The organism is Shinella sp. WSC3-e, assembly GCF_945994535.1.
Classification (GTDB): domain Bacteria; phylum Pseudomonadota; class Alphaproteobacteria; order Rhizobiales; family Rhizobiaceae; genus Shinella; species Shinella yambaruensis.
In genome coordinates, this window is sequence record NZ_OZ000530.1 from 1,401,904 (window position 1) to 1,427,449 (window position 25,546).

Annotated in this window: 20 protein-coding genes; 10 read left to right on the forward strand and 10 right to left on the reverse strand. The window is 65.9% G+C overall.

Annotated features, from left to right (window positions below):
• The first annotated feature begins 112 nt into the window (after nt 1-112).
• From glmS to AABF56_RS07140, 3 genes are read left to right on the forward strand one after another with little or no spacing between them, the layout of a single operon-like run.
• Nucleotides 113-1,939, forward strand: a complete 1,827-nt coding sequence (glmS, locus tag AABF56_RS07130; RefSeq protein WP_272805409.1) for a glutamine--fructose-6-phosphate transaminase (isomerizing) — start codon at nt 113-115, stop codon at nt 1,937-1,939.
• Nucleotides 1,939-2,433, forward strand: a complete 495-nt coding sequence (locus tag AABF56_RS07135) for a GNAT family N-acetyltransferase (RefSeq protein ID WP_272807457.1) — start codon at nt 1,939-1,941, stop codon at nt 2,431-2,433. The genes glmS and AABF56_RS07135 overlap by 1 nt, the downstream gene beginning before the upstream one ends.
• A 35-nt stretch (nt 2,434-2,468) precedes the next feature.
• A complete protein-coding gene (locus tag AABF56_RS07140) occupies nt 2,469-3,173 on the forward strand; it encodes a DUF502 domain-containing protein (protein ID WP_272805410.1) in 705 nt (234 codons plus the stop codon).
• A 326-nt stretch (nt 3,174-3,499) separates the two neighbouring features.
• On the opposite strand, the gene AABF56_RS07145 is transcribed toward AABF56_RS07140, so the two are convergent.
• Both AABF56_RS07145 and recG read right to left on the reverse strand, forming a co-directional pair.
• Nucleotides 3,500-3,715 (reverse strand): hypothetical protein, encoded by a 216-nt coding sequence (locus AABF56_RS07145; protein WP_244765545.1) that lies wholly within the window; start codon nt 3,713-3,715, stop codon nt 3,500-3,502.
• A 112-nt stretch (nt 3,716-3,827) separates the two neighbouring features.
• Nucleotides 3,828-5,933, reverse strand: a complete 2,106-nt coding sequence (gene recG, locus AABF56_RS07150; RefSeq protein ID WP_272805411.1) for an ATP-dependent DNA helicase RecG — start codon at nt 5,931-5,933, stop codon at nt 3,828-3,830.
• A 109-nt stretch (nt 5,934-6,042) separates the two neighbouring features.
• On the opposite strand from recG, the gene AABF56_RS07155 reads away from it, so the two are divergent.
• Both AABF56_RS07155 and mfd read left to right on the forward strand, forming a co-directional pair.
• Entirely contained in the window at nt 6,043-6,351 is a 309-nt protein-coding gene (locus tag AABF56_RS07155) for an FAD assembly factor SdhE (RefSeq protein WP_272805412.1), read from the forward strand.
• Nucleotides 6,348-9,860, forward strand: coding sequence for a transcription-repair coupling factor (gene mfd / locus AABF56_RS07160; protein ID WP_272805413.1), 3,513 nt, complete (start codon nt 6,348-6,350; stop codon nt 9,858-9,860). The genes AABF56_RS07155 and mfd overlap by 4 nt, the downstream gene beginning before the upstream one ends.
• A gap of 175 nt (nt 9,861-10,035) precedes the next feature.
• Here the strand turns inward: mfd and AABF56_RS07165 are convergent, their stop codons facing one another.
• A complete protein-coding gene (locus AABF56_RS07165) occupies nt 10,036-10,707 on the reverse strand; it encodes a DsbA family oxidoreductase (RefSeq protein ID WP_272805414.1) in 672 nt (223 codons plus the stop codon).
• A gap of 198 nt (nt 10,708-10,905) precedes the next feature.
• A complete protein-coding gene (locus tag AABF56_RS07170; protein ID WP_272807458.1) occupies nt 10,906-12,702 on the reverse strand; it encodes an extracellular solute-binding protein in 1,797 nt (598 codons plus the stop codon).
• A gap of 290 nt (nt 12,703-12,992) precedes the next feature.
• Here AABF56_RS07170 and AABF56_RS07175 point away from each other — a divergent pair, with 290 nt between their 5' ends.
• Nucleotides 12,993-13,619 carry an invasion associated locus B family protein gene (locus AABF56_RS07175; protein WP_244765539.1) on the forward strand — a complete coding sequence of 209 codons (627 nt, stop codon included), beginning with the start codon at nt 12,993-12,995 and terminating at the stop codon, nt 13,617-13,619.
• Between the two features lie 74 nt (nt 13,620-13,693).
• On the opposite strand, the gene hspQ is transcribed toward AABF56_RS07175, so the two are convergent.
• Nucleotides 13,694-14,026, reverse strand: a complete 333-nt coding sequence (hspQ, locus tag AABF56_RS07180; protein WP_244765538.1) for a heat shock protein HspQ — start codon at nt 14,024-14,026, stop codon at nt 13,694-13,696.
• A 152-nt stretch (nt 14,027-14,178) separates the two neighbouring features.
• On the opposite strand from hspQ, the gene AABF56_RS07185 reads away from it, so the two are divergent.
• Both AABF56_RS07185 and AABF56_RS07190 read left to right on the forward strand, forming a co-directional pair.
• The gene (locus tag AABF56_RS07185) at nt 14,179-15,222 is read left to right on the forward strand and encodes a hypothetical protein (RefSeq protein ID WP_272805415.1); all 1,044 of its coding nucleotides are present in this window, start codon (nt 14,179-14,181) and stop codon (nt 15,220-15,222) included.
• Between the two features lie 67 nt (nt 15,223-15,289).
• Complete coding sequence (locus AABF56_RS07190; protein ID WP_272805416.1) at nt 15,290-16,321, forward strand: TAXI family TRAP transporter solute-binding subunit; 1,032 nt, start codon at nt 15,290-15,292, stop codon at nt 16,319-16,321.
• Between the two features lie 237 nt (nt 16,322-16,558).
• Here AABF56_RS07190 and glnA read toward each other — a convergent pair whose 3' ends face one another.
• Nucleotides 16,559-17,968, reverse strand: a complete 1,410-nt coding sequence (gene glnA / locus AABF56_RS07195; RefSeq protein ID WP_272805417.1) for a type I glutamate--ammonia ligase — start codon at nt 17,966-17,968, stop codon at nt 16,559-16,561.
• Nucleotides 17,969-18,028: 60 nt separating this feature from the next.
• Nucleotides 18,029-18,367: a P-II family nitrogen regulator gene (locus AABF56_RS07200; RefSeq protein ID WP_003515720.1), complete on the reverse strand. Its 339-nt coding sequence runs from the start codon at nt 18,365-18,367 to the stop codon at nt 18,029-18,031.
• A gap of 366 nt (nt 18,368-18,733) precedes the next feature.
• On the opposite strand from AABF56_RS07200, the gene AABF56_RS07205 reads away from it, so the two are divergent.
• Nucleotides 18,734-20,218 (forward strand): NAD(P)H-hydrate dehydratase, encoded by a 1,485-nt coding sequence (locus tag AABF56_RS07205; protein WP_272805418.1) that lies wholly within the window; start codon nt 18,734-18,736, stop codon nt 20,216-20,218.
• Between the two features lie 75 nt (nt 20,219-20,293).
• Nucleotides 20,294-21,025: a 3-keto-5-aminohexanoate cleavage protein gene (locus AABF56_RS07210; protein ID WP_272805419.1), complete on the forward strand. Its 732-nt coding sequence runs from the start codon at nt 20,294-20,296 to the stop codon at nt 21,023-21,025.
• A gap of 49 nt (nt 21,026-21,074) precedes the next feature.
• Here AABF56_RS07210 and AABF56_RS07215 read toward each other — a convergent pair whose 3' ends face one another.
• The 3 genes from AABF56_RS07215 to uvrA are packed head-to-tail and all read right to left on the reverse strand — an operon-like array spanning nt 21,075 to nt 25,462.
• A complete protein-coding gene (locus tag AABF56_RS07215) occupies nt 21,075-21,878 on the reverse strand; it encodes a DUF72 domain-containing protein (RefSeq protein ID WP_244765533.1) in 804 nt (267 codons plus the stop codon).
• Nucleotides 21,879-21,915: 37 nt separating this feature from the next.
• Complete coding sequence (locus AABF56_RS07220; protein ID WP_272805420.1) at nt 21,916-22,539, reverse strand: glutathione S-transferase family protein; 624 nt, start codon at nt 22,537-22,539, stop codon at nt 21,916-21,918.
• A 4-nt stretch (nt 22,540-22,543) separates the two neighbouring features.
• On the reverse strand, nt 22,544-25,462 hold the full coding sequence (uvrA, locus tag AABF56_RS07225; RefSeq protein WP_272805421.1) for an excinuclease ABC subunit UvrA: 2,919 nt from the start codon (nt 25,460-25,462) through the stop codon (nt 22,544-22,546).
• Nucleotides 25,463-25,546: the final 84 nt, after the last annotated feature.

Below are 25,546 nucleotides of genomic sequence, written 5' to 3' on the forward strand. Positions count from 1 at the left end.
TGCTGCCCGCATTAACGCTTGCAATCGAAAGTGAGTGCCGCCGTGTTGCGTTGCGGCAAAAAACCACTACGAAACGAATAGAGTTGAACGAAACGAACCTGCGGAGCGGCCCATGTGCGGAATTGTCGGTATCGTCGGAACCCAGCCTGTTGCCGGTCGCCTCGTCGATGCGCTGAAGCGCCTTGAATACCGCGGCTACGATTCGGCCGGTGTTGCCACCATCGTCGACGGCAGGCTGGTGCGCCGCCGCGCCGAGGGCAAGCTCTTCAACCTCGAAAAGCGCCTCGCCGAGGAGCCGCTCGCCGGCACGATCGGCATCGCCCACACCCGCTGGGCGACGCACGGCGCGCCGACGGAGGCCAATGCCCATCCCCATTTCGTCGAGGGCGTCGCCGTCGTGCACAACGGCATCATCGAGAACTTCTCGGACCTGAAGGACGAGCTCACCGCAGGCGGCGCGACCTTCACCACCCAGACCGACACGGAAGTCGTCGCCCAGCTCGTGGCGAAATACCGCCGCGACGGCCTCGGCCGGCGCGAGGCTATGCACGCCATGCTGCGCCGCGTCACCGGCGCCTATGCGCTCGCGGTGATCTTCCAGGACGACCCGTCCACCATCATGGCCGCCCGCAGCGGCCCGCCGCTCGCCATCGGCCATGGCCGCGGCGAGATGTTCCTCGGCTCCGACGCCATCGCGCTCGCTCCCTTCACCAACGAGATCACCTATCTCGTCGACGGCGACTGGGCGGTGATCGGCCGCGACGGCGTCTTCCTCTTCGACATCGACGGCAACCGCGTCGAGCGCCCGCGCCAGGTCTCGTCCGCCGCCGCCTACCTCGTCGACAAGGGCAACCACCGGCACTTCATGGAGAAGGAAATCCACGAGCAGCCGGAGGCGATCTCCCACGCGCTCAGCCATTATGTCGATTTCCTCGCCCATACGGTGCGGCCGATCGCCGAGGAAATCGACTTCGCCAAGGTGCCGAGCCTTGCCATCTCCGCCTGCGGCACCGCCTATCTTGCCGGCCTTGTCGGCAAATACTGGTTCGAGCGCTATGCCCGCCTGCCGGTCGAGATCGACGTCGCCTCGGAGTTCCGCTATCGCGAGATCCCGCTGAACCCGGCCTCCGCCGCGCTCTTCATCTCGCAGTCCGGCGAGACGGCCGATACGCTCGCCTCGCTGCGCTACTGCAAGGAGAACGGCCTCAAGATCGGCGCCGTGGTCAACACGAAGGAATCGACGATCGCCCGCGAATCGGACGCCGTCTTCCCCATCCTCGCCGGCCCGGAGATCGGCGTCGCCTCGACGAAGGCCTTCACCTGCCAGCTTGCCGTGCTGGCCGCGCTCGCCGTCGGCGCGGGCCGGGCGCGCGGCACGATCAGCGAGGCGGAGGAGAAGACGCTGGTGCGCCACCTCGCCGAGATGCCGCGCATCATGGCAAGCGTGCTCAACACCATCCAGCCGTCGATCGAGCAGCTGTCGCGCGACCTCTCCAAGTGCAAGGACGTGCTCTATCTCGGCCGCGGCACCAGCTATCCGCTGGCCATGGAGGGCGCGCTGAAGCTCAAGGAAATCTCCTATATCCATGCCGAGGGCTACGCGGCAGGCGAGCTGAAGCACGGGCCGATCGCGCTGATCGACGAGAACATGCCGGTCATCGTGATCGCCCCGCATGACCGCTTCTTCGAAAAGACCGTCTCGAACATGCAGGAAGTCGCCGCGCGCGGCGGACGCATCATCTTCATCACCGACGAGAAGGGCGCCGCCGCCTCGAAACTCGAGACCATGGTGACGATCGTGCTGCCCAATGTCGACGAGATCATCGCGCCGATGATCTATTCGCTGCCCATCCAGCTTCTCGCCTATCACACCGCCGTCTTCATGGGCACGGATGTCGACCAGCCGCGCAACCTCGCCAAATCCGTGACGGTCGAATGATCTTTCTGCGCCCGGAACGGCCCGATGACGTCAACGCCATCCGCGCGCTGACGGAAACGGCCTTCAGGACGGCGCCGCATGCCGACGGCACCGAGCACGTCATCATCGACCGCCTGCGCGCCGCGGGCGCCCTGACGCTCTCGCTGGTGGTGGAATCAGATGGCGTGATTATCGGCCATGTCGCCTTCTCGCCGGTCACGGTTTCCGATGGCAGCGCAAACTGGTACGGCCTCGGCCCGATTTCCGTCGATCCGTCCCGGCAGGGCGAGGGCATCGGCGGCCGGCTCGTCGAGGAGGGGCTGCAGCGCCTCAAGGCTCTCGGCGCGGCCGGTTGCGTACTGCTCGGCGATCCCGGCTATTACGGCCGGTTCGGCTTTGCGGCCGATCCGAAGCTGACCCTCGACGGCGTGCCGCCGGAGTATTTCATGCGTGTGGCGTTTTCACCGGTTTACGGCGGGGGAACCGTTTCCTATCATCCGGGTTTCTACGGCTGAGTGGCCTCCCACGCTCGCCAGGTGCTGGATATCCGATGACCGACCTCGTTCCGAGGCAGTCGCTTGCCATGCGACTGCGCAACAATTTCCTGACCGGCCTCGTCATCTGCGCGCCGATCGCCATCACCATCTGGCTGACCTGGACCTTCATCCGATGGGCCGACAGCTGGGTGAAGCCCTATATTCCGGCGCAGTACAACCCGGAAAACTATCTCCAGTTCGCCATCCCCGGCTTCGGCCTCTTGACGGCGCTGGTGCTGATCACGCTCGTCGGCTTCCTCGGCAAGAACCTCATCGGCCGTACCATCGTCGAGTTCGGCGACGGGCTGTTCAACCGCACGCCCCTCGTGCGCACGGTGCACAAGAGCCTGAAGCAGATCTTCGAGACGGTGCTGAAGGACAAGGGCACCTCGTTCAACAAGGCGGCGATGATCGAATATCCGAGCCCGGGCCTGTGGGCGATCGTCTTCGTGGCGACGGATGCGCGCGGCGAGATCGCGACGAAGTTCAAGGCGATGGGCAAGGACATGGTCGCCTGCTTCCTGCCGCCGACGCCGTTCCCGACGGCCGGGTGGCTTGTCTATGTGCCGCGGGAGAAGATCGTGCCGCTCGACATGAGCGCGGAGGACGCCGCAAAGCTCATCATCTCCGTCGGCCTCGTCACGCCGCCGGAAAAGCCGCTCCAGCTCGTCGAGAGCGAGGAAGGATCGAGCAAGGCGAAGAGCAAGAAGAAGGGCTGAGGGAGGGCCTGGAAGGGCCGCTCTCTGAGCCACATCCCATCATCAGGCTTCTCCCGGAATGTCCCCAAGCTTTTCCTGGGTCATCCTCAAACCTCTCCTCCGTCATCCTCAAATCTCCCTCCGTCATCCTCGGGCTTGACCCGAGGATCCATGCGACAAAGGAGGGGCGTGCCGTGATGCCTGGATCCTCGGGTCAAGCCCGAGGATGACGTCGGGGGAGAGCAAGAAGAAGATGTCTCAGGAGATTCGCGGACACGAAGAGAGAGGCGCGGATGATGTCGGCGTCCAGCCTTCGAGCCGCCCCGCGAAGGGGCGGCCGGAAAAGGCTATTCGGTGACGGCTGCGTCCTTCTGGTCTTCCAGAATGATCTTGCTTTCCTCCGCCGGCAGGCGGGACTGTTTCTGGGTGGTCGTGACGCTTGCGGTGGTGATGGTCTTGTCGACCTTGGCTTCCGCGCTGACCTTGTTGTGCCAGGCGCAATCCGCAAAGGCGGCGGATGCCGAAAGGCCGAGCATTGCTGCGACTGCGAGAACTGTCTTCATGGCATTTCTCCTTCTTCGCTGAGGCGAGGGACAGTATGCGCTCACGCGCAGTCTCGGCGAAATCACGATTTTGTGGCCGGCGCGTTTCCGCCCTTCCGTGGGAGTACAAACCCTAGCCGGCGCGCAGGAACCGGATCGCCTCGTCGCGGCGGTAGAGATAGAGCAGCGTGCGGATCGCTTCGCCGCGCTCGCTCGTCAGGTCCGCGTCGCGCTCCAGCACATAGGCGGCGTCCTTGCGGGCGATTTCGAGAAGGTCGCCATGCGCTTCGAGGCTGGCCACCAGGAAGCCGGGCGTGCCGGACTGGCGGGTGCCCAGAAGCTCGCCCTCGCCGCGCAGCTTCAGGTCCTCCTCGGCGATGCGGAAACCGTCCTCCGTCTCGCGCAGGATGGAAAGCCGCGCCCGGCCGTTCTCGCTGAGCGGCCCCTTGTAGAGGAGGATGCAGCTCGACGCCTCCGCGCCGCGCCCGACGCGGCCGCGCAGCTGGTGGAGCTGGGCAAGCCCGAAGCGCTCGGCATGCTCGATCACCATGATCGAGGCATCCGGCACGTCGACGCCGACCTCTACCACCGTCGTCGCCACCAGAAGCCGAGTCTCTCCGGTCTTGAAGGCCTGCATGGCGGCGTCCTTCTCCGGCCCGCTCATCCGCCCGTGCACGAGACCGGCCGCATCGCCGAAGACGCTGGCGAGCGTTGCATGCCGTTCCTCGACGGACATCAGCTCGCTTTCCTCCGTCTCCTCGACCAGCGGGCAGATCCAGTAGGCCTTCTTGCCCTCGGCAAGCGCCGTGCGCAGCCGGTCGACGATGTCGCCGATGCGCTCCTGCGGCATGACGACCGTCTGGATCGGCTTGCGGCCGGCGGGCTTCTCCGTGAGCTTCGACACGTCCATGTCGCCGAAGGCGGCGAGCACCAGCGTGCGCGGGATGGGCGTCGCGGTCATGACGAGCATGTGGGGCGAGATGCCCTTGGCCGTCAGCCGCAGGCGCTGGTGGACGCCGAAACGGTGCTGCTCGTCCACCACGGCGAGCACGAGGTCCCTGTAGGCGACATTGTCCTGGAAGAGCGCATGGGTGCCGATGACGATCTGCGTCTCGCCGGAGGCGATGCGCTCGAGGATGGCGTCGCGCTCGCGGCCCTTGGTGCGGCCGGTCAGGACGTCGATGGTGACGCCGGCGGGCGCCGCCATGCGCGAGAGCGTGGCGAAATGCTGGCGCGCCAAAATTTCCGTCGGGGCCATCAGCACGGCCTGTCCGCCCGATTCGACGGCCGCCAGCATCGCCATCAGCGCCACCGCCGTCTTGCCCGCGCCGACATCGCCCTGCAAGAGCCGCAGCATGCGCTGCTCGCCCGCCATGTCCTTCAGCACTTCGGCGATCGCGACCTGCTGGCTGCCCGTCAGCGAGAAGGGCAGGGCATCGATCACCGGACCGCTCAGCGCGCCGGTCGCCACCACCGGCCGCCCGGCGACCTTGCGCAGGCGCTGGCGCACCAGGGCAAGCGAGATCTGGCCCGCCAGGAACTCGTCATAGGCGAGGCGGCGGCGGGCGGGGGCCTGCGGGTCGAGATCCGTTTCGTCGCGCGGATCGTGCAGGCGGTGGATGGCGTCGAAGGCGGAGGAAAAACCCTGCCGCTGCAGCAATGTCGGCTCGATCCATTCCGGCAGGTGCGGCACGCGCGCGACGGCCGCCTCCACCGACTTGCGCAGCACGCGCGCGGTGAGGCCGGCGGTAAGGCCGTGCACGGGCTCGACCAGCGGCACCGTGTCCGCCTCGCCGAGCCGGGCCATATAGTCCGGATGCACCATGGAGGGGCGGCCGTTGAACCAGTCGACCTTGCCGCTCACCACCACCGTCTCGTCGATCGGCAGGGCCTTTTCCAGCCAGTTGCCCTTGACGCGGAAGAAGGTGAGCGCCAGCTCCCCGGTCTCGTCGTGCAGGAAGACGCGGTAGGGCTGGCTCGATTTTCCGGGCGGCGGCGGCTGGTGGCGGTCGACACGGCCGGTGATGGTGACGATGACGCCCTGCGGCGCATGGGCGATGCCCGGCTGGTTGCGCCGGTCGACGATCGAGTGCGGGAAATGGAAGACGAGGTCGATGACCCGGCAGTCCTCGATGCTCTCCTGGCCGAGCAGGCGCGCAAAGAGATCGCCGAGCTTCGGGCCGATGCCGGGAAGCGAGGAGAGGGGAGCGAAGAGCGGATCGAGCAATGCGGGTCTCATGGCGGCCAAAATCGCCGGACCGGGACGCTTTGGCAAGGCTGACAAGCGGCTTTTGCCGGTCTATAGAAACGCGGAATTATACCTGAGTGAAAGAAAAGCGAGCACGATCATGACGGGCACGACACGCTCCAGCGCCGAGATCGACCCGCGCCGCAAGCGCATCCTCTTCCGTTGCTGGCATCGCGGCATCCGCGAGATGGACCTGGTGCTCGGCGCTTTCGCCGACGCGGAGATCGAGACGCTTTCCGAGATCGAGCTCGACGAGCTGGAGCGCATCATGGCCGAGGAGGACAACGACCTCATCAAGTGGGTGACGGGGGAAAAGCCGGTGCCGGACGCGTTCCGCGACGGCCTCTTTTCGCGCATCGCCGCCTACCGCCCCGATTTCTCGCCGCTCTTCAAAGACGACCGCGCATGATCCCCGGATTTTCCCCCGAACGCGTCGCGGCGGCCGGCCGGCCGATGACCATCGGCGCCGTGCCGTCCGGCGTCGAGCCGCTGATCCTCGCCGAGCTTGCCCGCACCGGCGGCCCGCTCGCCTATGTGCTGTCGGACGGCCAGCGCATCTCCGATCTCGAGCAGATGCTCGGCTTCGTTGCGCCGGACATTCCGGTGCTGACGCTGCCCGGCTGGGACTGTCTGCCCTATGACCGCGTCTCGCCGAGCGCCGAAGTCTCCGCACGGCGCCTGTCTGCGCTTTCCGCGCTGATCGCCCACCAGAAGAAGCCGCATGCGGCCATCGTGCTCGTCACCGTCAACGCCATGCTGCAGAAGACGGCGCCGCGCGCGATCATCGAGAGCCTTGCCTTTTCCGCCCGCCCCGGCAACCAGGTGCGCATGGACGACATCGCCGCCCGGCTGGAACGCAACGGCTTCGAGCGGGTCGCGACGGTGCGCGAGGTGGGCGAATATGCGGTGCGCGGCGGCATCCTCGACGTCTTCGTGCCCGGCAGCGGCGAGCCGGTGCGCCTCGATTTTTTCGGCGATACGCTGGAGAGCATCCGCTCCTTCGATCCCGCCAGCCAGCGCACGACCGGCCAGGCGCGCTCCCTCGACCTCAACCCGATGAGCGAGGTGACGCTGACGCCGGAGACGATCTCGCATTTCCGAAAACACTACCTCTCCTCCTTCGGCGCCGCGACGCGCGACGACGCGCTCTACCAGGCCGTTTCCGAGGGCCGGCGCTATGCGGGCATGGAGCACTGGCTGCCGCTGTTCTACGACGGCCTCGAAACCGCCTTCGACTATCTTGCCGGCTTCCGTATCGTCACGGACCATACGGTGCGTGAGGCGGCCGTAGAACGCTCCCGCCTCGTGCGCGACTACTACGAGGCGCGCGTGGCGTCCGCGACGCCCGGCAAGGGCCAGGTGGCGCAGGCGACGCCCTACAAGCCGGTGCCGCCGGGCCTCCTCTATCTCGACGCAGAACGCTTCGCCCGCGATCTCGACGAGCGCGACGCCATCCGCCTCTCGCCCTTCAACGAGCACGAGGGCGAGGCGCGGCATGTCGAAACCATTGCCGCGCGGCCCGGCATGCGCTGGGCGCGGCCGGCCGGCAGCGAGGATGCGGACAGCGCCCGGGTCAACGTCTTCGACCAGGCGGTGAAGCACATCGCCGACAAGCGGGCCTCCGGCGCGAAAGTGCTGGTGACGGGCTGGTCGGAAGGCTCGCTCGACCGCCTCTTGCAGGTGCTCGCCGAACATGGCCTCGGCAATGTCGTGCCGGTCGGGAAGTTCTCCGATCTCCGCAAGCTGAAGCCCGGCGAGGCGGGCTCTGCCGTGCTCAGCCTCGAAAGCGGCTTCGAGGCCGGCGATGTGGTCGTCATCGGCGAGCAGGATATTCTGGGCGACCGCATGGTGCGGCGCTCGAAACGCCGCAAGCGCGGGGCGGATTTCATCACCGAGGTCGCCGGGCTCGACGAGGGCTCGATCGTCGTGCATGCCGAGCACGGTATCGGCCGCTTCGTCGGCCTCAGAACCATCGAGGCCGCCGGCGCGCCGCATGCCTGCCTCGAACTCGTCTATGCGGACGAGGCGAAGCTCTTCCTGCCCGTCGAGAACATCGACCTCCTGTCGCGCTACGGCGGCGAGGGCACGGATGCGCTGCTCGACAAGCTCGGCGGCGCCGCCTGGCAGGCGCGCAAGGCCAAGCTGAAGAAGCGCCTGCTCGACATGGCGAACGGCCTCATCCAGATCGCCGCCGCCCGCCTCGTGCGCCATGCGCCGGTGCTCGTCTCCACGGAGGGCGTCTACGACGAATTCGCCGCCCGCTTCCCCTATGACGAGACCGACGACCAGGCGAACGCCATCGATGCCGTGCGCGAGGATCTCGGGGCCGGCCGGCCGATGGACCGGCTCGTCTGCGGCGACGTCGGCTTCGGCAAGACGGAAGTGGCGCTGCGCGCCGCCTTCATCGCGGCGATGAACGGCGTGCAGGTCGCCGTCGTCGTGCCGACGACGCTGCTTGCCCGCCAGCATTTCAAGACTTTCTCCGACCGGTTCCGTGGGCTGCCGATCCGCGTGCAGCAGGCCTCCCGCCTCGTCGGCTCGAAGGAACTGGCGCTCACCAAGAAGGAACTCTCCGAGGGCAAGACGGATATCGTCGTCGGAACGCACGCGCTGCTCGGCTCGTCGATCAAGTTCGCCAATCTCGGCCTTCTCATCATCGACGAGGAGCAGCATTTCGGCGTCAAGCACAAGGAACGGCTGAAGGAGCTGAAGAGCGACGTGCATGTGCTCACGCTCTCGGCGACGCCGATCCCGCGCACCCTGCAGCTCGCCATGACGGGCGTGCGCGAGCTCTCGCTGATCACCACGCCGCCGGTCGATCGCATGGCGGTGCGCACCTTCATCTCGCCCTTCGATCCACTCGTCATCCGCGAGACGCTGATGCGCGAGCACTATCGCGGCGGCCAGAGTTTTTACGTCTGCCCGCGCCTCAGCGATCTTGCGGAAATCCACGATTTCCTGCGTCAGGACGTGCCGGAGCTGAAGGTCGCCGTCGCGCATGGCCAGATGCCGGCCACCGAACTCGAAGACATCATGAACGCCTTCTACGAGGGCCGCTACGACGTGCTGCTCTCGACGACCATCGTCGAATCGGGCCTCGACGTGCCGACGGCGAACACGATGATCATCCACCGCGCCGACATGTTCGGCCTCGCCCAGCTCTACCAGCTGCGCGGTCGCGTCGGCCGGTCGAAGGTGCGCGCCTTCGCGCTGCTGACGCTCCCGGTCAACCGCACGCTGACAGGCACGGCCGAGCGCCGCCTGAAGGTGCTGCAATCGCTCGATACGCTCGGCGCGGGCTTCCAGCTCGCCAGCCACGACCTCGACATCCGCGGCGCGGGCAACCTGCTCGGCGAGGAACAGTCCGGCCATATCAAGGAGGTCGGCTTCGAGCTTTACCAGCAGATGCTGGAAGAGGCCGTCGCGGAAATCAAGGGCGACGAGGAGGTCACGGACACCGGCTGGTCGCCGCAGATCTCCGTCGGCACGCCGGTGATGATCCCCGACGACTACGTGCCGGACCTGCACCTGCGTCTCGGCCTCTACCGCCGCCTCGGCGAGATCACCGAGCTCGGCGACATCGACGCCTTCGGCGCCGAGCTCATCGACCGCTTCGGGCCGCTGCCGGTCGAGGTGCAGCATCTCCTGAAGATCGTCTACATCAAGTCGCTCTGCCGCGTGGCCAATGTCGAGAAGCTGGATGCCGGCCCGAAGGGCGTCGTCGTGCAGTTCCGCCACAAGGAATTCCCGAACCCGGCTGCGCTGGTCGGCTATATCGCCAAGCAGGGCACGCTGGCCAAGATCCGGCCCGACCAGAGCCTGTTCCTCGCCCGCGACTACCCGACGCCGGAAAAGCGGCTGACCGGTGCGGCGCAGGTGATGACGCAGCTTGCGGGGCTGGCGAAGCAGGGGGCGTAGGGTCGCCCCTCATCCGGCTGCCGCCACCTTCTCCCCGCAAGCGGGGAGAAGGAGATATGGCAACGGTTTCCTCCCCATTGAATCATTTGAACAGGAATGAAGCGTCGCCCCATCTTCCTTCTCCCCGCTTGCGGGGAGAAGGTGGCGGTAGCCGGATGAGGGGCACCCTACCGGCTCAGTTCTTCCCGATGCGCTCCTGCGCCTTCAGGGCCGCGATCTCGCGGAAGGCGTTGGTCAGCACGTCCACCGACTGCGCGCCCATCACGGCATATTTGTTGTCGATGATGAAGCAGGGCACGCCCGTCACGCCCATGTCGCGGGCCATGCCGATCTCTTCCTTGACCGAATCGACATCCGCGCCGGCCGAGAACAGGGCGGTGACGACGGCCCGGTCCATGCCGCAGGCTTCGGCGATGTCGAGTAGGACGGTGCGGTCGCCGACATTGCGGCCTTCCTCGAAATAGGCCTTGAAGAGGGCGACCGCGACCCGGTTCTGAACCTCGGGGCCTTCGATCATCGCCCAGCGCAGCAGCCGGTGGGCGTCGAGCGTGTTCGGGCTGATCTTCACCGCGGGAAAGTCGAAAGCGATGCCGGCTTCCTGGCCGAGACCCGCCAGCATCTCGTGCGCGCGCGTCACGGCCTCGTCGCCGCCGAGCTTTTCGGCAAGGTGCTTCTTGTGATCGATCCCTTCGGCCGGCATGTCGGGATTGAGCTGGTAGGGGCGGAACGTCACGGCGACGACGAGATCGTCCCCGACGGCCTCGATCGCCTTGTCGAGCCGCTTCTTGCCGAGGTAGCACCAGGGGCAGACGACGTCGGAGACGACATCGATCGTAATGGCTTCCATCCGGGTTTCCTTTCAAGCGCCGGACAATCCCGGCCGCCGCGCAAGCCGCGTTTTGCGGGCCGCGCGGCGCAGTCAACTCTCTGCCGCGTCTGCGTGCGTTCCGAAGGACGCGCGACGCTCTCACCGCCGAGATAGGCCGGCTTGCCGCGGCTTTCAACAGGTTACCTTGCGGTAACCCCAATTCTGGGGATACCCCCTTTATTGTACCCGCTCGTCCCACCATGCGGGGAGCTGGAAGCCCCAGAGCGGCGTCGCTTCCGGCCGGCCGATGTGCTTGTTGCGCGCGATCCATTGCTCGCCCAGATGATAGAGCGGGACGATGTAGTTGCCGGACAGCAGCATCCTGTCCTGGAGGCGCACGGCGGAGCGGAAATCCTCTGCCGTGCGCGCGGAGAGAATGGCGGCCATGACGCGGTCGAGGTCTGGATCGGCGACGCCTGCGAAGCTCTCGCTGCCTTCGGTGTCGCGCGCCTGCGATCCCCAGCGCCGCACCTGTTCGAGACCCGGCGACAGGGAGGAAAGGAAGGCCTTCATGATGACGTCGTAGTCGAAGATCTGGCTGCGGCTCTGATACTGCGAATCATCGACGGTCCTGAGGCTGACCTGGACGCCGAGAGCAGAAAGGAAGCGCTGGTAGGCGAGGGCGAGCTTCTCCTGGTCGGCGTTCTGCGTCATGATTTCGAAGGCGAGCTGCTTGCCGGATGCATCCACCATGCGGCCGTTCTTGATGGAATACCCCGCATTCCTGAAATGGTTCATCGCCTCCCGCAGCACCTTGCGGTCGCGGCCCGAGCCGTCGGTCACCGGCAGGCGATGGGTGCCCTCGAGGACGGCGGGGTCGATGCGGCTCACCGCGTCGCCGAGGATCTCGCGCTCACGCGCGTCGATCGGCGTGTTGAGCGATGACAGGTCGGTGTTCTGCCAGAAGCTTTCCGTGCGCGTATAGGCGTTTTCGAACAGGCTGCGGTTGACCCATTCGAAATCGAAGACATAGAGCAGCGCCTTGCGCAGCTCCGCATTCTGGAAGACCGGGCGGCGCGTGTTGAAGACGAAGCCGAACATGACCGGCGGCAGCTTCGACTTCACCGCATCCTTGATGACCGTGCCGGACTGGACCGCGGGAAAATCGTAGCCGCGCGCCCATTTCGTCGGATTGCCCTCCTGGTAGAGGTCGACGGCGCCTTTCTTGAAGGCCTCGAACAGCGAATTGTCCTGCAGGAAATATTCGACGGAAATCTCGTCGTAATTGTCGAAGCCGACCTTCGAGGGGATGTCCTTGCCCCAATAGTTCGGATCGCGCTCGTAGACGATGCGCTCGCCGGGCTTCACGGCCTTGACCTTGTAGGGTCCGGAGCCGAGCGGAAAGGCGAGCGACGACCGGTCGAAGGTCTCCACATCGGTGGCGTGTTTGGGCAGGATCGGCGAGAGCGCGATCAGGAGCGGCGCCTCGCGGTCGCCCTTCTCGTTGAAGGTGAAGCGGACGCTGTGCTCCCCGGTCTTCTCGAGCTTCTCCACGCCGTTCAGGCGGATGCTGAAGGGCGCACGGCCCTTGTCGCGCAGCAGCTCGAAGGTGAAGATGACGTCCTCGGGCGTCACCGGCTTGCCGTCGGCCCAGCGCGCCTTGGGGTTGAGGTGGAATTCGACGAAGCTGCGGTCGTCGTCCCATTCCACGCTTTCGGCGAGCAGGCCGTACATGGTGAAGGCCTCGTCGCGCGAGCGCAGCATCAGCGATTCGTAGACGAGATTGCCGAATTCCGGGTCCCACATGCCGCGCGCCGTGGTGCGCATGCTCTTGAGGATGAAGGGGTTGAGGCTGTCGAAGGTGCCGACGACGCCGTAGGCAATGCGCCCGCCCTTCTTCACGGCGGGATTGACGTAGCTGAAATGCTTGTAGTCCGGCGGCAGGGCGGGGTCGCCGTGCATGGCGATGCCGTGGAGCGGGGCGGCGTGGCCGAGGGCGGCGGGCAGGCCGAGCAGTGCGGCGGCACAGGCCATCAGGAAGGGGCGCAAGTGTGTCTCCTCATGGGGGTCCGGATGATTCTCGCCATTATACGCGCTCGAAACGAGACGGCAGCGTGGCAGGTGCGGAAATCCGATGCACGCGGGAATTTCATCAAGAAAGGCTGGATATCCGGCGCGGCCCATTGTAACAGGGTTCCCCGAAGCGGGTCATGCAATTGCCTCATTTCGCCGACAGGAGAGCGCACGGCTGACCAATCGCCCAAGTGGGACCCAGGAGGGGCGCTGTCGCTCCGGCACCGGATTTTCAGGAGACCGAACTCGTTATGATCTTCACATCGCACCTCATCAAGCGGACCGTGCTTTCCGCCTTCGCTGCTTCCGTTGCCCTGGCGGCTGCTCCGTCCGCTTCTCTGGCACAGCAGCAGGCTGCACCGCCGAAGGGCTGGTTCAAGGTCTGCACCAAGCAGGAGGACAACGATGTCTGCATCGTGCAGAACCTGCTGACGGCCAACAGCGGCCAGCTCATCACCGCGGTCGGCCTCATCACCGTCGCCGGCAAGACCAACCGCAAGATCATGCAGGTCTCCGTGCCGAGCGCCCGCCTGATCCCGCCGGGCGTCCAGATGCAGATCGACGGCGGCAAGGCGCAGAAGCTCGATTACGCCATCTGCATGCCCGACAAGTGCGTCGCCGAAGTGCCGCTGACCGACCAGATGATCTCCAGCCTCAAGAAGGGCGGCGAGCTCGTCCTGACCTCGGTCAACTTCCAGCGCGCGCCGAACCCGATCAAGATCTCGCTCGAAGGGTTCACCGGCGTGTTCGACGGCGAGCCGATCGAACAGTCGCAGCTCGAAGAGCGCCAGCGCCTGCTGCAGGAAGAAATGCAGAAGAAGGCGGAGGAAGCCCGCAAGAAGCTCGAAGAGGCCCAGAAGGCCGCCAAGAGCCAGTAAGCGTCCCGCTTCGCAGGAACATGAAAAACCCGGCCATCGGCCGGGTTTTTTGTTGGGGCGGCGGAAGGGGTGGTTCAGTGGAAGATACCGCTCTCTTCCTTCCAGCGGTAATGTCCCTTTTCCACGTCCATCAGGGCGCGGACCTGGGGGTGGCGGATCGGTTTGCCGCTTTCATCCGCCACGAGGTTCTGTTCCGAGACATAGGCGACGTATTCCGTGTCGTCGTTCTCCGCGAAGAGATGATAGAACGGTTGATCCTTCGATGGCCGGATTTCGGCGGGAATGGCGTTCCACCACTCCTCCGTGTTGGCGAATTCCGGATCGACGTCGAAGATCACGCCACGGAAGGGGAAAACCCGGTGGCGGACGACATCGCCAATGGCAAATTTTGCGTTACGCATCTTCATGGCGTACCTACCTTTCCACTTATATTTGGGTAAATACGCCGAAACATCAATAGTTCGCGCGTCTCGCACGTCTTTATCCAGGGGGTGGCGCGCTTGCGCCAAGGGTGGTTTCGGCGTACCTCGAAAGGAACGTCTCAGGTGGGTCGGATGGCATGAACAATCAGTGGGGCAGGAGCGGTAGCGGATCGGCGGCGGGCAGTGGCATCGGAGGCATCCTGTTCGCCTCCGTGGTGTGCCTGGCGCTCGGCGGTGCCGCAGGCTACGGCGCCTTCCGCATGATGGACGACGCCGTTCCCCAGGGCGAAGTCGAAGCGCGCGACAGGCGCATCGCCGAGCTTGCCCGCGAGCTGGACGCCCGCGCCGCGCAGGTGGAGGAAAGCACGCAGAAGGCGCAGGCGCTGACCGAGGAGAACGGCACGCTCCGGCGCCAGGTCGAGGCGCTGCGCAAGGATGCAAGCGCGTCGGATTCGGATGTGGCGGTGATTGCGGCCGAACGCACGAAACTCGCGCAGGAGGTCGTGCCGGCGCTCGAAAGCAGGCTCCAGCTGCTCGGCCAGCGCGTCGCGGACGCCGAAGCGCTGAAGACGAAGGCCGAAGACGCCGTCAAGGACCGCGAGCGGCGGCTGTCGCTCCAGAGCGACAAGATCGCCAGCCTCGAGAAGGCCTGCAGCCAGCAGGCCGCGACGCGCAGCGCCGAGGCCGATGACCTGAAGACCCAGACCGCGGCCCTGCGCGAGGAACTGGAAACGGTCCGCAAGGCGGAAGAGGCGCTGCGCACGAGGAACCTGCCGGCCCTCAAGGAGGAGATCACCCGCAAGGACAAGGAGATCGCCGCCCTCGGCGAGCGCACCAAGGCGTTGACGGGGCAGGTCGAGGCGCTCGAGGCGGCAAGCTGCATGGCGCTGCCCAGGCAGCCGAACGACAACAGCCGCAAGGCGGAGCAGGAGAAGGACGCGACCGGGGAGGCTGCCCGGGACACCTCCATCCAGGCGCTCAATCCGCGCGATGGAACGCTTGTGGCAGAGGCGATGCGGGAAACGCCCGGCCTCGATGCCCTCACCAGCCTGCAGCGCGAGCAGCTCGAACGCTCGCTGACGGCGGGTGAATGCGTGACGAGCGCGCTCGGCGGCGTCTTCCGGCGCATTCCGGTCCTCGCGCTCAGAAATCTCATGCGCGACCTCGACAGCGACTGCTGAGCCGCAATGTTGAGCGTGCTGCAGGGCACCTATCGTGATTGAGTACAGACCCCAAGGGAGAGTGGGAATGAAGCGATCTGTTCTTTTGGCCGTGCTCGGGCTTGCGCTTTCCGTCGCAGGCGCTTCGGCTGCGGATTTCGAACGCAACATCATGACCGGCGGCCCGCAGGGCACCTATATCAAGATCGGCCGCGATATCGCAGCGCTCGGCGCCGAATGCGGCCAGACGCTCAATGTCCTCGAAAGCGCCGGATCGCTGGAGAACTTCGTCGGCGTGCGCAACCGCCGCAACACTCAGTTCGGCATCGTGCAGAGCGACGTGCTCGAATACCTGAAGACCTTCGAGAAGAACGATCCCGAGGTGCAGAAGGCGGTCAAGGGCGTGCGCATCATGTTCCCGCTCTACAACGAGGAGATCCACGTCCTCGCCCGCAACGACATTGCGGGCCTCAAGGACCTCGCGGGCAAGAAGGTCGCGGTCGGCAAGAAGGATTCGGGCACCTTCCTCACCGCAACGCTCATCATGGACATCCTGCAGGTCAAGGCCGGCGAGCGCATGGACATCAACCCGGACGAGGCGCTGCCGAAACTCCTCTCCGGCGAGATCGACGCCTTCTTCTACGTCGCCGGCGCGCCCGCCTCGCTCTTCACCGGCAACACCATCGACAAGGCGAAGTTCCACCTCGTGCCGATCACCGAGGCGCCGCTGCTCGCCACCTACACGCCCTCGCGCATCGAGGCCGGCACCTATTCCTTCCAGGACAAGCCGGTCGACCTCATCGCCGTCAAGGCCGTGATGATGACCTACGACTACGACACCAAGCGCAACGCCTATCACCGGGACAGCTGCAAGACCGTGGCGGACTTCTCCAACCTCATCGTCACCGGGCTCGACAAGTTGAAGACGACGGGCCATCCGAAATGGAAGACGGTGGACCTGACCGCCCTGCCGCCCGGCTGGCAGGTCGGCGTCTGCGTCAAGGCCGGCATGGCGCTCGACTACAAGCCCGCCTGCAAGCCAGCCGCCGCCGCCACGAGCGCCACCGACGACAGCAACGAGGAATATCTCAACCTGCTCAAGCAGCGGCTCCAGCCGTAGCGCGCGCTTTTCTCAAGACGGGCATCGCGCGCGATTTAATCCTCGGGTCGAGCCCGAGGATGACGGCGGGGAGGAGAGGCTGGCGGCCTATCGAACGGTGCGGCATGCGGTTCGCTTGCCTGTTTTCGCCCGTCATCCCTTCCTTCGTCATCCTCGGGCTCGACCCGAGGATCCAAACGCTCCCCGACAAAAAAAACCCGGCCTGAGGCCGGGTTCTTCGTTTGAAAACGCCGCTTATCAGGCGGAGTAGTACATGTCGAACTCGACCGGGTGCGGGGTCATTTCGTAGCGCATGACCTCCACCATCTTCAGCTCGATGTAGGAATCGATCTGGTCGTCGTCGAACACGCCGCCGGCCGTCAGGAACTTGCGGTCCTTGTCGAGGCTTTCCAGCGCTTCGCGCAGCGAGCCGCAGACAGTCGGGATCTTCTTCAGCTCCTTCGGCGGCAGGTCGTAGAGGTCCTTGTCCATGGCCTTGCCGGGATGGATCTTGTTCTTGATGCCGTCGAGGCCGGCCATCAGCATGGCGGCGAAGCCGAGATAGGGGTTGCCGAGCGGGTCGGGGAAGCGGATCTCGACGCGCTTGGACTTCGGACCCGTGCCGAACGGAATGCGGCAGGAGGCCGAGCGGTTGCGGGCCGAGTAGGCGAGCAGCACCGGCGCCTCGTAACCCGGGACGAGACGTTTGTAGGAGTTCGTCGTCGGGTTGGTGAAGGCGTTGATCGCCTTGGCGTGCTTGATGATGCCGCCGATGAAGTAGAGGCAGGTTTCCGACAGGCCGGCATATTCGTCGCCGGCGAACTGCGGCTTCGCATCCTTCCAGATCGACAGGTGCACGTGCATGCCCGAGCCGTTGTCGCCGAAGACCGGCTTCGGCATGAAGGTCGCCGTCTTGCCATAGGCATTGGCGACCTGGTGCACGACGTACTTGTAGATCTGCACCTTGTCGGCGCTGCGCACCAGCGTGTCGAACTTGACGCCGAGCTCGTGCTGGCCGGCCGCCACTTCATGGTGCTGCTTCTCGACGGTGACGCCCATCTCGGTAAGGACGGTCAGCATCTCCGAGCGCATGTCCTGGCAGCTGTCGACCGGGGGAACCGGGAAGTAGCCGCCCTTGACGCGCGGGCGATGGCCGAGGTTGCCGGTCTCGTAGTCGGTGTCGTCGTTGGACGGCAGTTCCGAGCTGTCCAGCTTGAAGCCGGTATTGTACGGGTCGGCCTTGTACTTGACGTCGTCGAAGACGAAGAATTCCGGTTCCGGGCCGGCATAGATGGTGTCGCCGATGCCCGAGGCCTTCAGGTAGGCTTCGGCCTTCTTGGCCGTGCCGCGCGGGTCGCGGTTGTAGCTCTCGCCAGAGACCGGGTCGAGGATGTCGCACATGACGACCATGGTGGACTGCGCGAAGAACGGGTCCATGTGCACGGTCGCCGGATCGGGCATCAGCACCATGTCGGACTCGTTGATCGCCTTCCAGCCGCCGATCGAGGAGCCGTCGAACATGACGCCATCGGCGAACATGTCTTCGTCGACGACGCCGACGTCCATTGTCACATGGTGCATCTTGCCGCGCGGGTCGGTGAAGCGCAGGTCGACGAACTTGACGTCGTTTTCCTTGATTTGCTTGAGGATTTCATTGGCAGTCGTCATTTTATGGAGTCCCTGTGTGAGATGACGAGGTGGAAGCCTCGGCCGGACGGCCGGGCGGGATCAGATGGCGTCGACGCCGGTTTCGCCGGTGCGGATGCGGATGACTTCTTCGACGTTGGAGACAAAGATCTTGCCATCGCCGATGCGGCCGGTCTGGGCCGCGTTGCGGATGGCCTCGATGACGGCCTCCGCGTTTTCGTCCGCCAGGACGACCTCGACCTTCACCTTGGGCAGAAAGTCGACGACGTATTCGGCGCCACGGTAAAGCTCCGTGTGGCCCTTCTGGCGTCCAAAGCCCTTCGCCTCGGTGACGGTGATACCCTGCAGGCCAACTTCCTGAAGGGCTTCCTTCACCTCATCGAGCTTGAAGGGCTTGATGATCGCTTCGATCTTTTTCATGAGAAAATGTCTCTCCGCTTCTCCCGTTTGCGCGCGGTTTGCGCGCGCCGCACACTCAAATGCACGTATCATGCCAACTTGAAGCAGGATGCATGCCAGAGCGGATGAAATCCGTTTCCTTGCCGATCCTGCCCGTCCTCACGCGGTGGATGATGCGGCTTTCCAGCCAAAAGGGCCAGCGGAATTTGCCTAAAAAATGTCACTTTCCACGCCCGGCGGCGCCCGCGCACCGCAAGTCCGGCGTGCCTGCCGCATAAAGCTGCAAATTTGAGCATATCGAATATGCAGATGCACAAATAACGGGCTTGTCGACCGGATCGAATCCCGGACTTGTCTCCGTCATGGCTTTGCGCGCATGCTGTCCTCATGCACAAGGACATAGACACACTCATCGTCACGCCGGAGGATATGGGCCGCATCGACCGCGCCGCAGCCCTTGACCTTTCGAGCTACGGCCTGATGGAGCGGGCGGGGCAGGCGGTCGCCGCGGCGGCCCTGCGCCGCTTTCCCGGCGCCCTGCGCTTTGCCGTGCTTTGCGGTCCCGGCAACAATGGCGGCGACGGCTATGTCGCTGCCCGCGCCTTGCAGGAGGCGGGGGCCTCGGTCACCGTCCATGCCCTTGGCGCGACGGCGGCGCTGAAGGGCGACGCCGCGACCGCCTTCGCCCGTTTTCCCGGCGCCGTCGCGCCGCTTATGGCCTATGCGCCCCAAGCGGGCGACGTGGTCGTCGACGCGCTGTTCGGCGCGGGCCTGTCGCGCGACGTGCCGCAGGCGGTCGCTGAGATCATCGAGGCCGTGTGCCGCAAGGCAGTCCTGCCCGTGCTGGCGGTGGACCTGCCGTCCGGCGTCGACGGCCGGACCGGGCAGGTGCGCGGCGCCGCCTTCGAGGCCACCGCGACCGTCACCTTCATGTGCCGCAAGCCCGGCCACCTGCTGCTGCCCGGACGTTCCCTGTCGGGCGACCTGGACGTCTTCGATATCGGCATCCCCGCCCGCCTGTTCGCCGGGCATGCGGACCATATGCGCGTGAACACGCCGGCGATCTGGCGCCTCGATCTGCCGGTGCAGGGCCGCGCGACCCACAAATACGGGCGCGGCCATCTTGCCGTCTTCTCCGGCCCGGCGGCGGCCACGGGCGCCGCGCGCCTCTCCGCCGAGGCGGGCCTTCGCGCCGGCGCCGGCCTCGTCACGCTGCTTTCGCCGCGGGAGGCGCTTTGCGTCAACGCCGCGCACCTGACCGCGGCGATGCTGAAGCCCGTCGACGGCGACGACGACCTTTCCGGCCTGCTCGGTGATGCGCGGCTGCAGGCCTTCGTGCTCGGCCCCGGCTTCGGCGACGGGGAGCGGGCGCGGGGCCATGTCCGCCTGCTTGCCGAAGGCGGCCGCCGCCTCGTGCTCGATGCAGACGGCATCAGCGCCTTCCGCGACGATCCGGCCGCGCTCTTCTCGCTTTTTTCCGGCGGAAGCCCGCGGCTGGTGCTGACCCCGCATGACGGCGAGTTCGCCCGCCTCTTCCCCGATCTTGCAGGGGACGGAACCCTGTCGAAAATCGACCGTGCCCGCCAGGCGGCCGCGCGCAGCAACGCCATCCTGATCCTCAAGGGCGCCGACACCGTGATCGCCGCGCCGGACGGCCGGGTCCTCGTCAACGAGAACGCGCCGCCCTGGCTTGCCACCGCCGGTTCCGGCGACGTGCTCGCCGGCATCGTCGGCGCCCATCTCGCCCAGGGCATGCCCGCCTTCGAGGCTGCCGCCAGCGCCGTCTGGCGTCATGGCGAGGCGGGCCGCATCGCGGGCGAGGGGCTGACGGCGGAGGACCTGCCGGGCGCCATTCCGCCCTGGCCGGAATAGGGCAGGGCAGGCGCCGCGCAAACGCTTTTCCTGCCACGCCTTGCATCAAGCGAAACCGAACCCGGGAGGACCGGCATGATCGTTCAAGCCTGCATCAACGGCGCGCGTCCCGCCGGTTACCATACGCGCCTGCCCCTGACGGCGGAGGCGATGGCGATCGACGCCGCGGCCTGCATTTCCGCCGGCGCGGCGGAGCTCCATATCCATCCGCGCGGGCCGGACGGGCGCGAGAGCCTGTCCGCCGTCGACGAGACGGTACGCGCCGTACGTGAGGCATGCCCCGGCACGCTCATCGGCGTATCGACGGGCGCGTGGATCGAAGGCGACGCGGCAAGGACGCGCGACAGCATCGCGGCATGGCGGGAGCGGCCGGACTACGCCTCCGTCAACCTTTCCGAACCCGATGCGCCCGCCGTCATCGCCCTGCTGCACCACATGGGCATTGGGGTCGAGGCGGGTCTGGCCAGCGTGACGGACGCCGAACGGTTCGTCGCCCTGCTGCCGGATGGCCGGCGCGCGCTGCGCGTCCTCATCGAGATCGACGAGGAACAGGATTTCGGAAAGGCGGACGCCATCGTGGACGGGATCGCGCAGGTTCTCGCCCAGGCGAATGTCCGCCGGCCGATCCTCCTGCACGGCGCCGATGCGACCGTCTGGCACTTTGTCCGGCGTGCATACCGGCAGCGCTGGTCGACCCGTGTCGGGCTGGAGGACGGCTGCCTGCGTCTCGATGGCAGGAGAGCGGCCGGAAATGCCGAGATTGTCTCGGATGCCGTGCGGTTCTTCCGCTCCGCGGCTCCCGGCTGAGGCTCGATGCCGTGAAATTCGGCCGAAGGCTGCCGCACGGCCGGGGGCGTCAGCTCGTGCGCCGCTGCAGCTCGCGCGCGCCATTCGGCGCGTTCACCTTGCCGGAGGTGATGAAGAACGCGAAGACGTCGCGGGGCTTCTTCGCCGGCTGGGTCTTTGGATCGATCTTCGGCAAATCGGCAGGCTCGCCGCCGCCGGACCAGGCCTTGAGCCGCTCCGCCCACTCATCGAGCGCTTCCGGCGGATAGCAGGTCTTGATGTCGTCGGAGCCCTTCTGCAGGCGGGCATAGACGAAATCCGCCGTCACGTCGGCGATCTCGGGATAGTCGGCATGCTGGGCGTAGACGATCGCCGCCCTGTACTTGCGCGCGAGCGCCGCGAATTCCGGCACGAGGAACGTATCGTTGCGCACTTCCAGCGCATGTTTCAGCGCGAGGCCGTCGAGCTTTTCCGGCAGCAGTTTCAGGAAACCCTCGAAATCGTCCGGTTCGAACTTCTTCGTCGGCGGGAACTGCCAGAGGATCGGGCCGAGATGGTCGCCGAGCTCGGTCAGCCCCTGCGTCAGGAACTTTTCCACGGATTCGCCGCCATCGGCCAGGACCTTGCGGTTCGTGGTGAAGCGGCTCGCCTTCAGCGAGAAGATGAAGCCGTCCGGCACGTCGGAGGCCCATTTGGCGAAGGTTTCCGGCTTCTGCGAGCCGTAATAGGTGCCGTTGACCTCGATCGCCGTCAGTTCGCGGCTGGCGAATTCGAGCTGGCGCTTCTTGGCCAGCTTTTCCGGATAGAAGGTGCCTTCCCAGGGATCGAAGGTCCAGCCGCCGATGCCGGTTCTGATGGTGCCGGATGTGCTCATGTCAGTTCTCCTCGACAGACAGGTGGCGGCACGCCTCTCAGGCGGGCGCGATGAAAGGCTGGGAAATGTCCTGGAACACCGGCAGTGCCTCCATGCCGGCGCAATGGGCTGCAAGCGCGGGGTAGGCGGCAGGATCGATGAGGCCGGGATGGGCCTCGCCGACATGCCGCCAGGCGCAGGCGACCGCGATATCCGCATGGGTAATGCGGCCAAACCAATATGGTCCGGGCCGCGCGGCCCGCTCCGCTTCCAGTGCGGCAAGGACGGTTGAAATCTGCAAGCGGCAGCGCTCGACGAAAAAGGCCGAAGGCGTCTCGTGCAGGTGCAGCTCGTAGAACAGGCTGACGCCCTTGTCCGCAAGGCCGGTCGCGAAGGCCATCACCTTCAGCGCCTGCCGCCGCGCGGGCTCTGCCTGTGGCAGGAGCCGCTGTTCCGGCGGCACGAGGCCGTCGAGATGATCGAGGATCGAGGGGCTGTCGGCCACGACGTCGCCATCGTCCAGCACCAGCGTCGGCACCCGCATCAGCGGGTTGACCGCCTGCACCTTGTCGCCTTCGCCGAACACCGACCAGGGCCGATGCTCGAAGGGAAGGCCGTAGAGCCGCAGCGCAATGCCCACGCGGCGCACAAAGGACGAATCGTACTGGCCGATCAGGATCATGGGGTTACTCCGCCGCGACCTTCTTCATCGGCCGGCGTTCCAGCAATTCACGGAGGAAATGGCCGGTATAGGAGCGCTCCACCTTCACCACGTCCTCCGGCGTGCCCTCGGCGATCACCTCGCCGCCGCCATCGCCGCCTTCCGGGCCGAAGTCGATGATCCAGTCGGCGGTCTTGATGACCTCCAGATTGTGCTCGATGACGACGACCGAATTGCCCTGGTTGACCAGTTCGTGCAGCACTTCGAGCAGCTTCGCCACGTCGTGGAAGTGCAGGCCCGTCGTTGGCTCGTCGAGGATGTAGAGCGTGCGGCCGGTCGAGCGCTTCGACAGTTCCTTGGCGAGCTTGACGCGCTGCGCCTCGCCGCCCGACAGCGTGTTCGCCTGCTGGCCGACCTTGATATAGCCGAGGCCGACCTGGTTCAGCGTCGTCAGCTTGTCGCGCACCGCCGGCACGGCGGCGAAGAACTCGACGCCTTCCTCCACCGTCATGTCCAGCACGTCGGCGATCGACTTGCCCTTGAAGGTGACGTCGAGCGTCTCGCGGTTGTAGCGCTTGCCGTGGCAGACGTCGCAGGTGACGTAGACGTCCGGCAGGAAGTGCATCTCGATCTTGATGACGCCGTCGCCCTGGCAGGCTTCGCAGCGGCCGCCCTTGACGTTGAACGAGAAGCGGCCGGGCTGGTAGCCGCGGGCCTTGGCCTCCGGCAGGCCGGCGAACCAGTCGCGGATCGGCGTGAAGGCGCCGGTATAGGTCGCCGGGTTCGAGCGCGGCGTGCGGCCGATCGGCGACTGGTCGATGTCGATGACCTTGTCGATATATTCGAAACCGTCGATGCGCTCGTGCTCGGCCGGGATTTCGCGCGCGCCCATGATGCGGCGTGCGGCCGACTTGTAGAGCGTCTCGATGAGGAAGGTCGACTTGCCGCCGCCGGAAACGCCCGTGACCGCCGTGAAGACGCCGAGCGGGATCGACGCCGTGACATTCTTCAGATTGTTCGCTTTCGCGCCGACGACCTTGATTTCCTTCTTTTTCTTCGGCTTGCGGCGTTCGCCGGGAATGGCCACCGAAAGCTCGCCGGAAAGATACTTGCCCGTCAGCGACGCCGGGTTGGCGATCACCTCTCCGGGCGTGCCCTGCGCGATCACCTCACCGCCATGGATGCCGGCGGCGGGGCCGATATCGACCACGTAGTCCGCCGTCAGGATCGCGTCCTCGTCATGCTCGACGACGATGACGGTGTTGCCGATGTCGCGCAGGTGTCGGAGCGTGTCGAGCAGGCGCGCATTGTCGCGCTGGTGCAGGCCGATGGAGGGCTCGTCCAGCACGTAGAGCACGCCCGTCAGGCCGGAGCCGATCTGCGAGGCGAGGCGGATGCGCTGGCTCTCGCCGCCCGACAGCGTGCCGGAATTGCGCGAGAGCGAAAGATATTCGAGGCCGACATCGTTGAGGAAGCGCAGGCGCTCACGAATCTCCTTGAGGATGCGGACGGCGATCTCGTTCTGCTTGGCGTTGAGGCGCTCCGGCAGGGTCTCGAACCAGTCGCGCGCGACGCGGATCGACATGGCCGTCGCCTCGCCGATATGCAGCTTGTCGATCTTCACCGCCAGCGCCTCCGGCTTCAGGCGAAAACCGTTGCAGGCCGGGCAGGGGGCGGCCGACATGTAACGCTCGATCTCCTCGCGCGACCAGGCGGAATCGGTTTCCTTCCAGCGCCGTTCGAGGTTCGGCACGATGCCCTCGAAGGTCTTCACCGTCTTGTAGGAGCGCGCGCCGTCCTTGTAGTTGAACTCGATCTTTTCCTTGGTGCCGTGCAGGATGGCATTCTGCGCGTCCTCCGAAAGCTCCGACCAGCGGTTGGAGAGCTTGAAGCCATAGGCGGCGCCGAGCGCTTCCAGCGTCTGGTTGTAATAGGGCGAGGAGGATTTGGCCCAGGGCGCGATGGCGCCGTCGCGCAGCGTGCGCTCCGCCTCGGGCACGATGAGGTCCGGGTCGATCTTCTGCTGGCTGCCGAGGCCGTCGCAGGTCGGGCAGGCGCCGAACGGGTTGTTGAACGAGAAAAGGCGCGGCTCGATTTCGGGGATCGTGAAGCCGGAGACCGGGCAGGCGAACTTTTCCGAGAACAGCACGCGTTCGTGCGTCTCGTTCAGCGACTTGTTGGCCGAGCCGCCGGCCGCCGTTTCCTCGACGGGCAGCGGCTTGTCGGCGAATTCGGCGATCGCCAGCCCGTCGGCGAGCTTCAGGCAGGTTTCGAGGCTGTCCGCAAGGCGCGAGGCGAGGTCCGGGCGCACGACGACGCGGTCGACCACCACATCGATGTCGTGCTTGTACTTCTTGTCGAGCGCCGGCACGTCGGCGATCTCGTAGAACTGGCCGTCGACCTTGACGCGCTGGAACCCCTTCTTCATCAGCTCGGCGAGTTCCTTCTTGTACTCGCCCTTGCGGCCGCGCACGACGGGCGCGAGGATGTAGAGGCGCGTTCCCTCGCCGAAATCGATGACGCGGTCGACCATCTGGCTGACCGTCTGGCTCTCGATCGGCAGGCCCGTCGCCGGCGAATAGGGCACGCCGACGCGCGCGAAGAGCAGGCGCATGTAGTCGTAGATCTCGGTCACCGTGCCGACGGTCGAGCGCGGGTTCTTCGAGGTCGTCTTCTGTTCGATGGAGATGGCCGGCGACAGGCCGTCGATCTGGTCGACGTCCGGCTTCTGCATCATCTCCAGGAACTGGCGCGCATAGGCCGAAAGGCTCTCGACATAGCGCCGCTGGCCCTCGGCATAGATCGTGTCGAAGGCGAGCGACGACTTGCCCGAGCCCGAAAGCCCGGTCATGACGATCAGTTTGTTGCGGGGCAGGTCGAGGTCGATGCCCTTGAGATTGTGTTCGCGCGCGCCGCGGATGGAAATGGTCTTGAGTTCGCTCATGGTGTCCAGCGTCAGGAGTCGTTGCGCATCAGTTTCGGATCTGGCCCCTATGTAGGGATGAGACGGGGCGTGTCCATGCGCGGT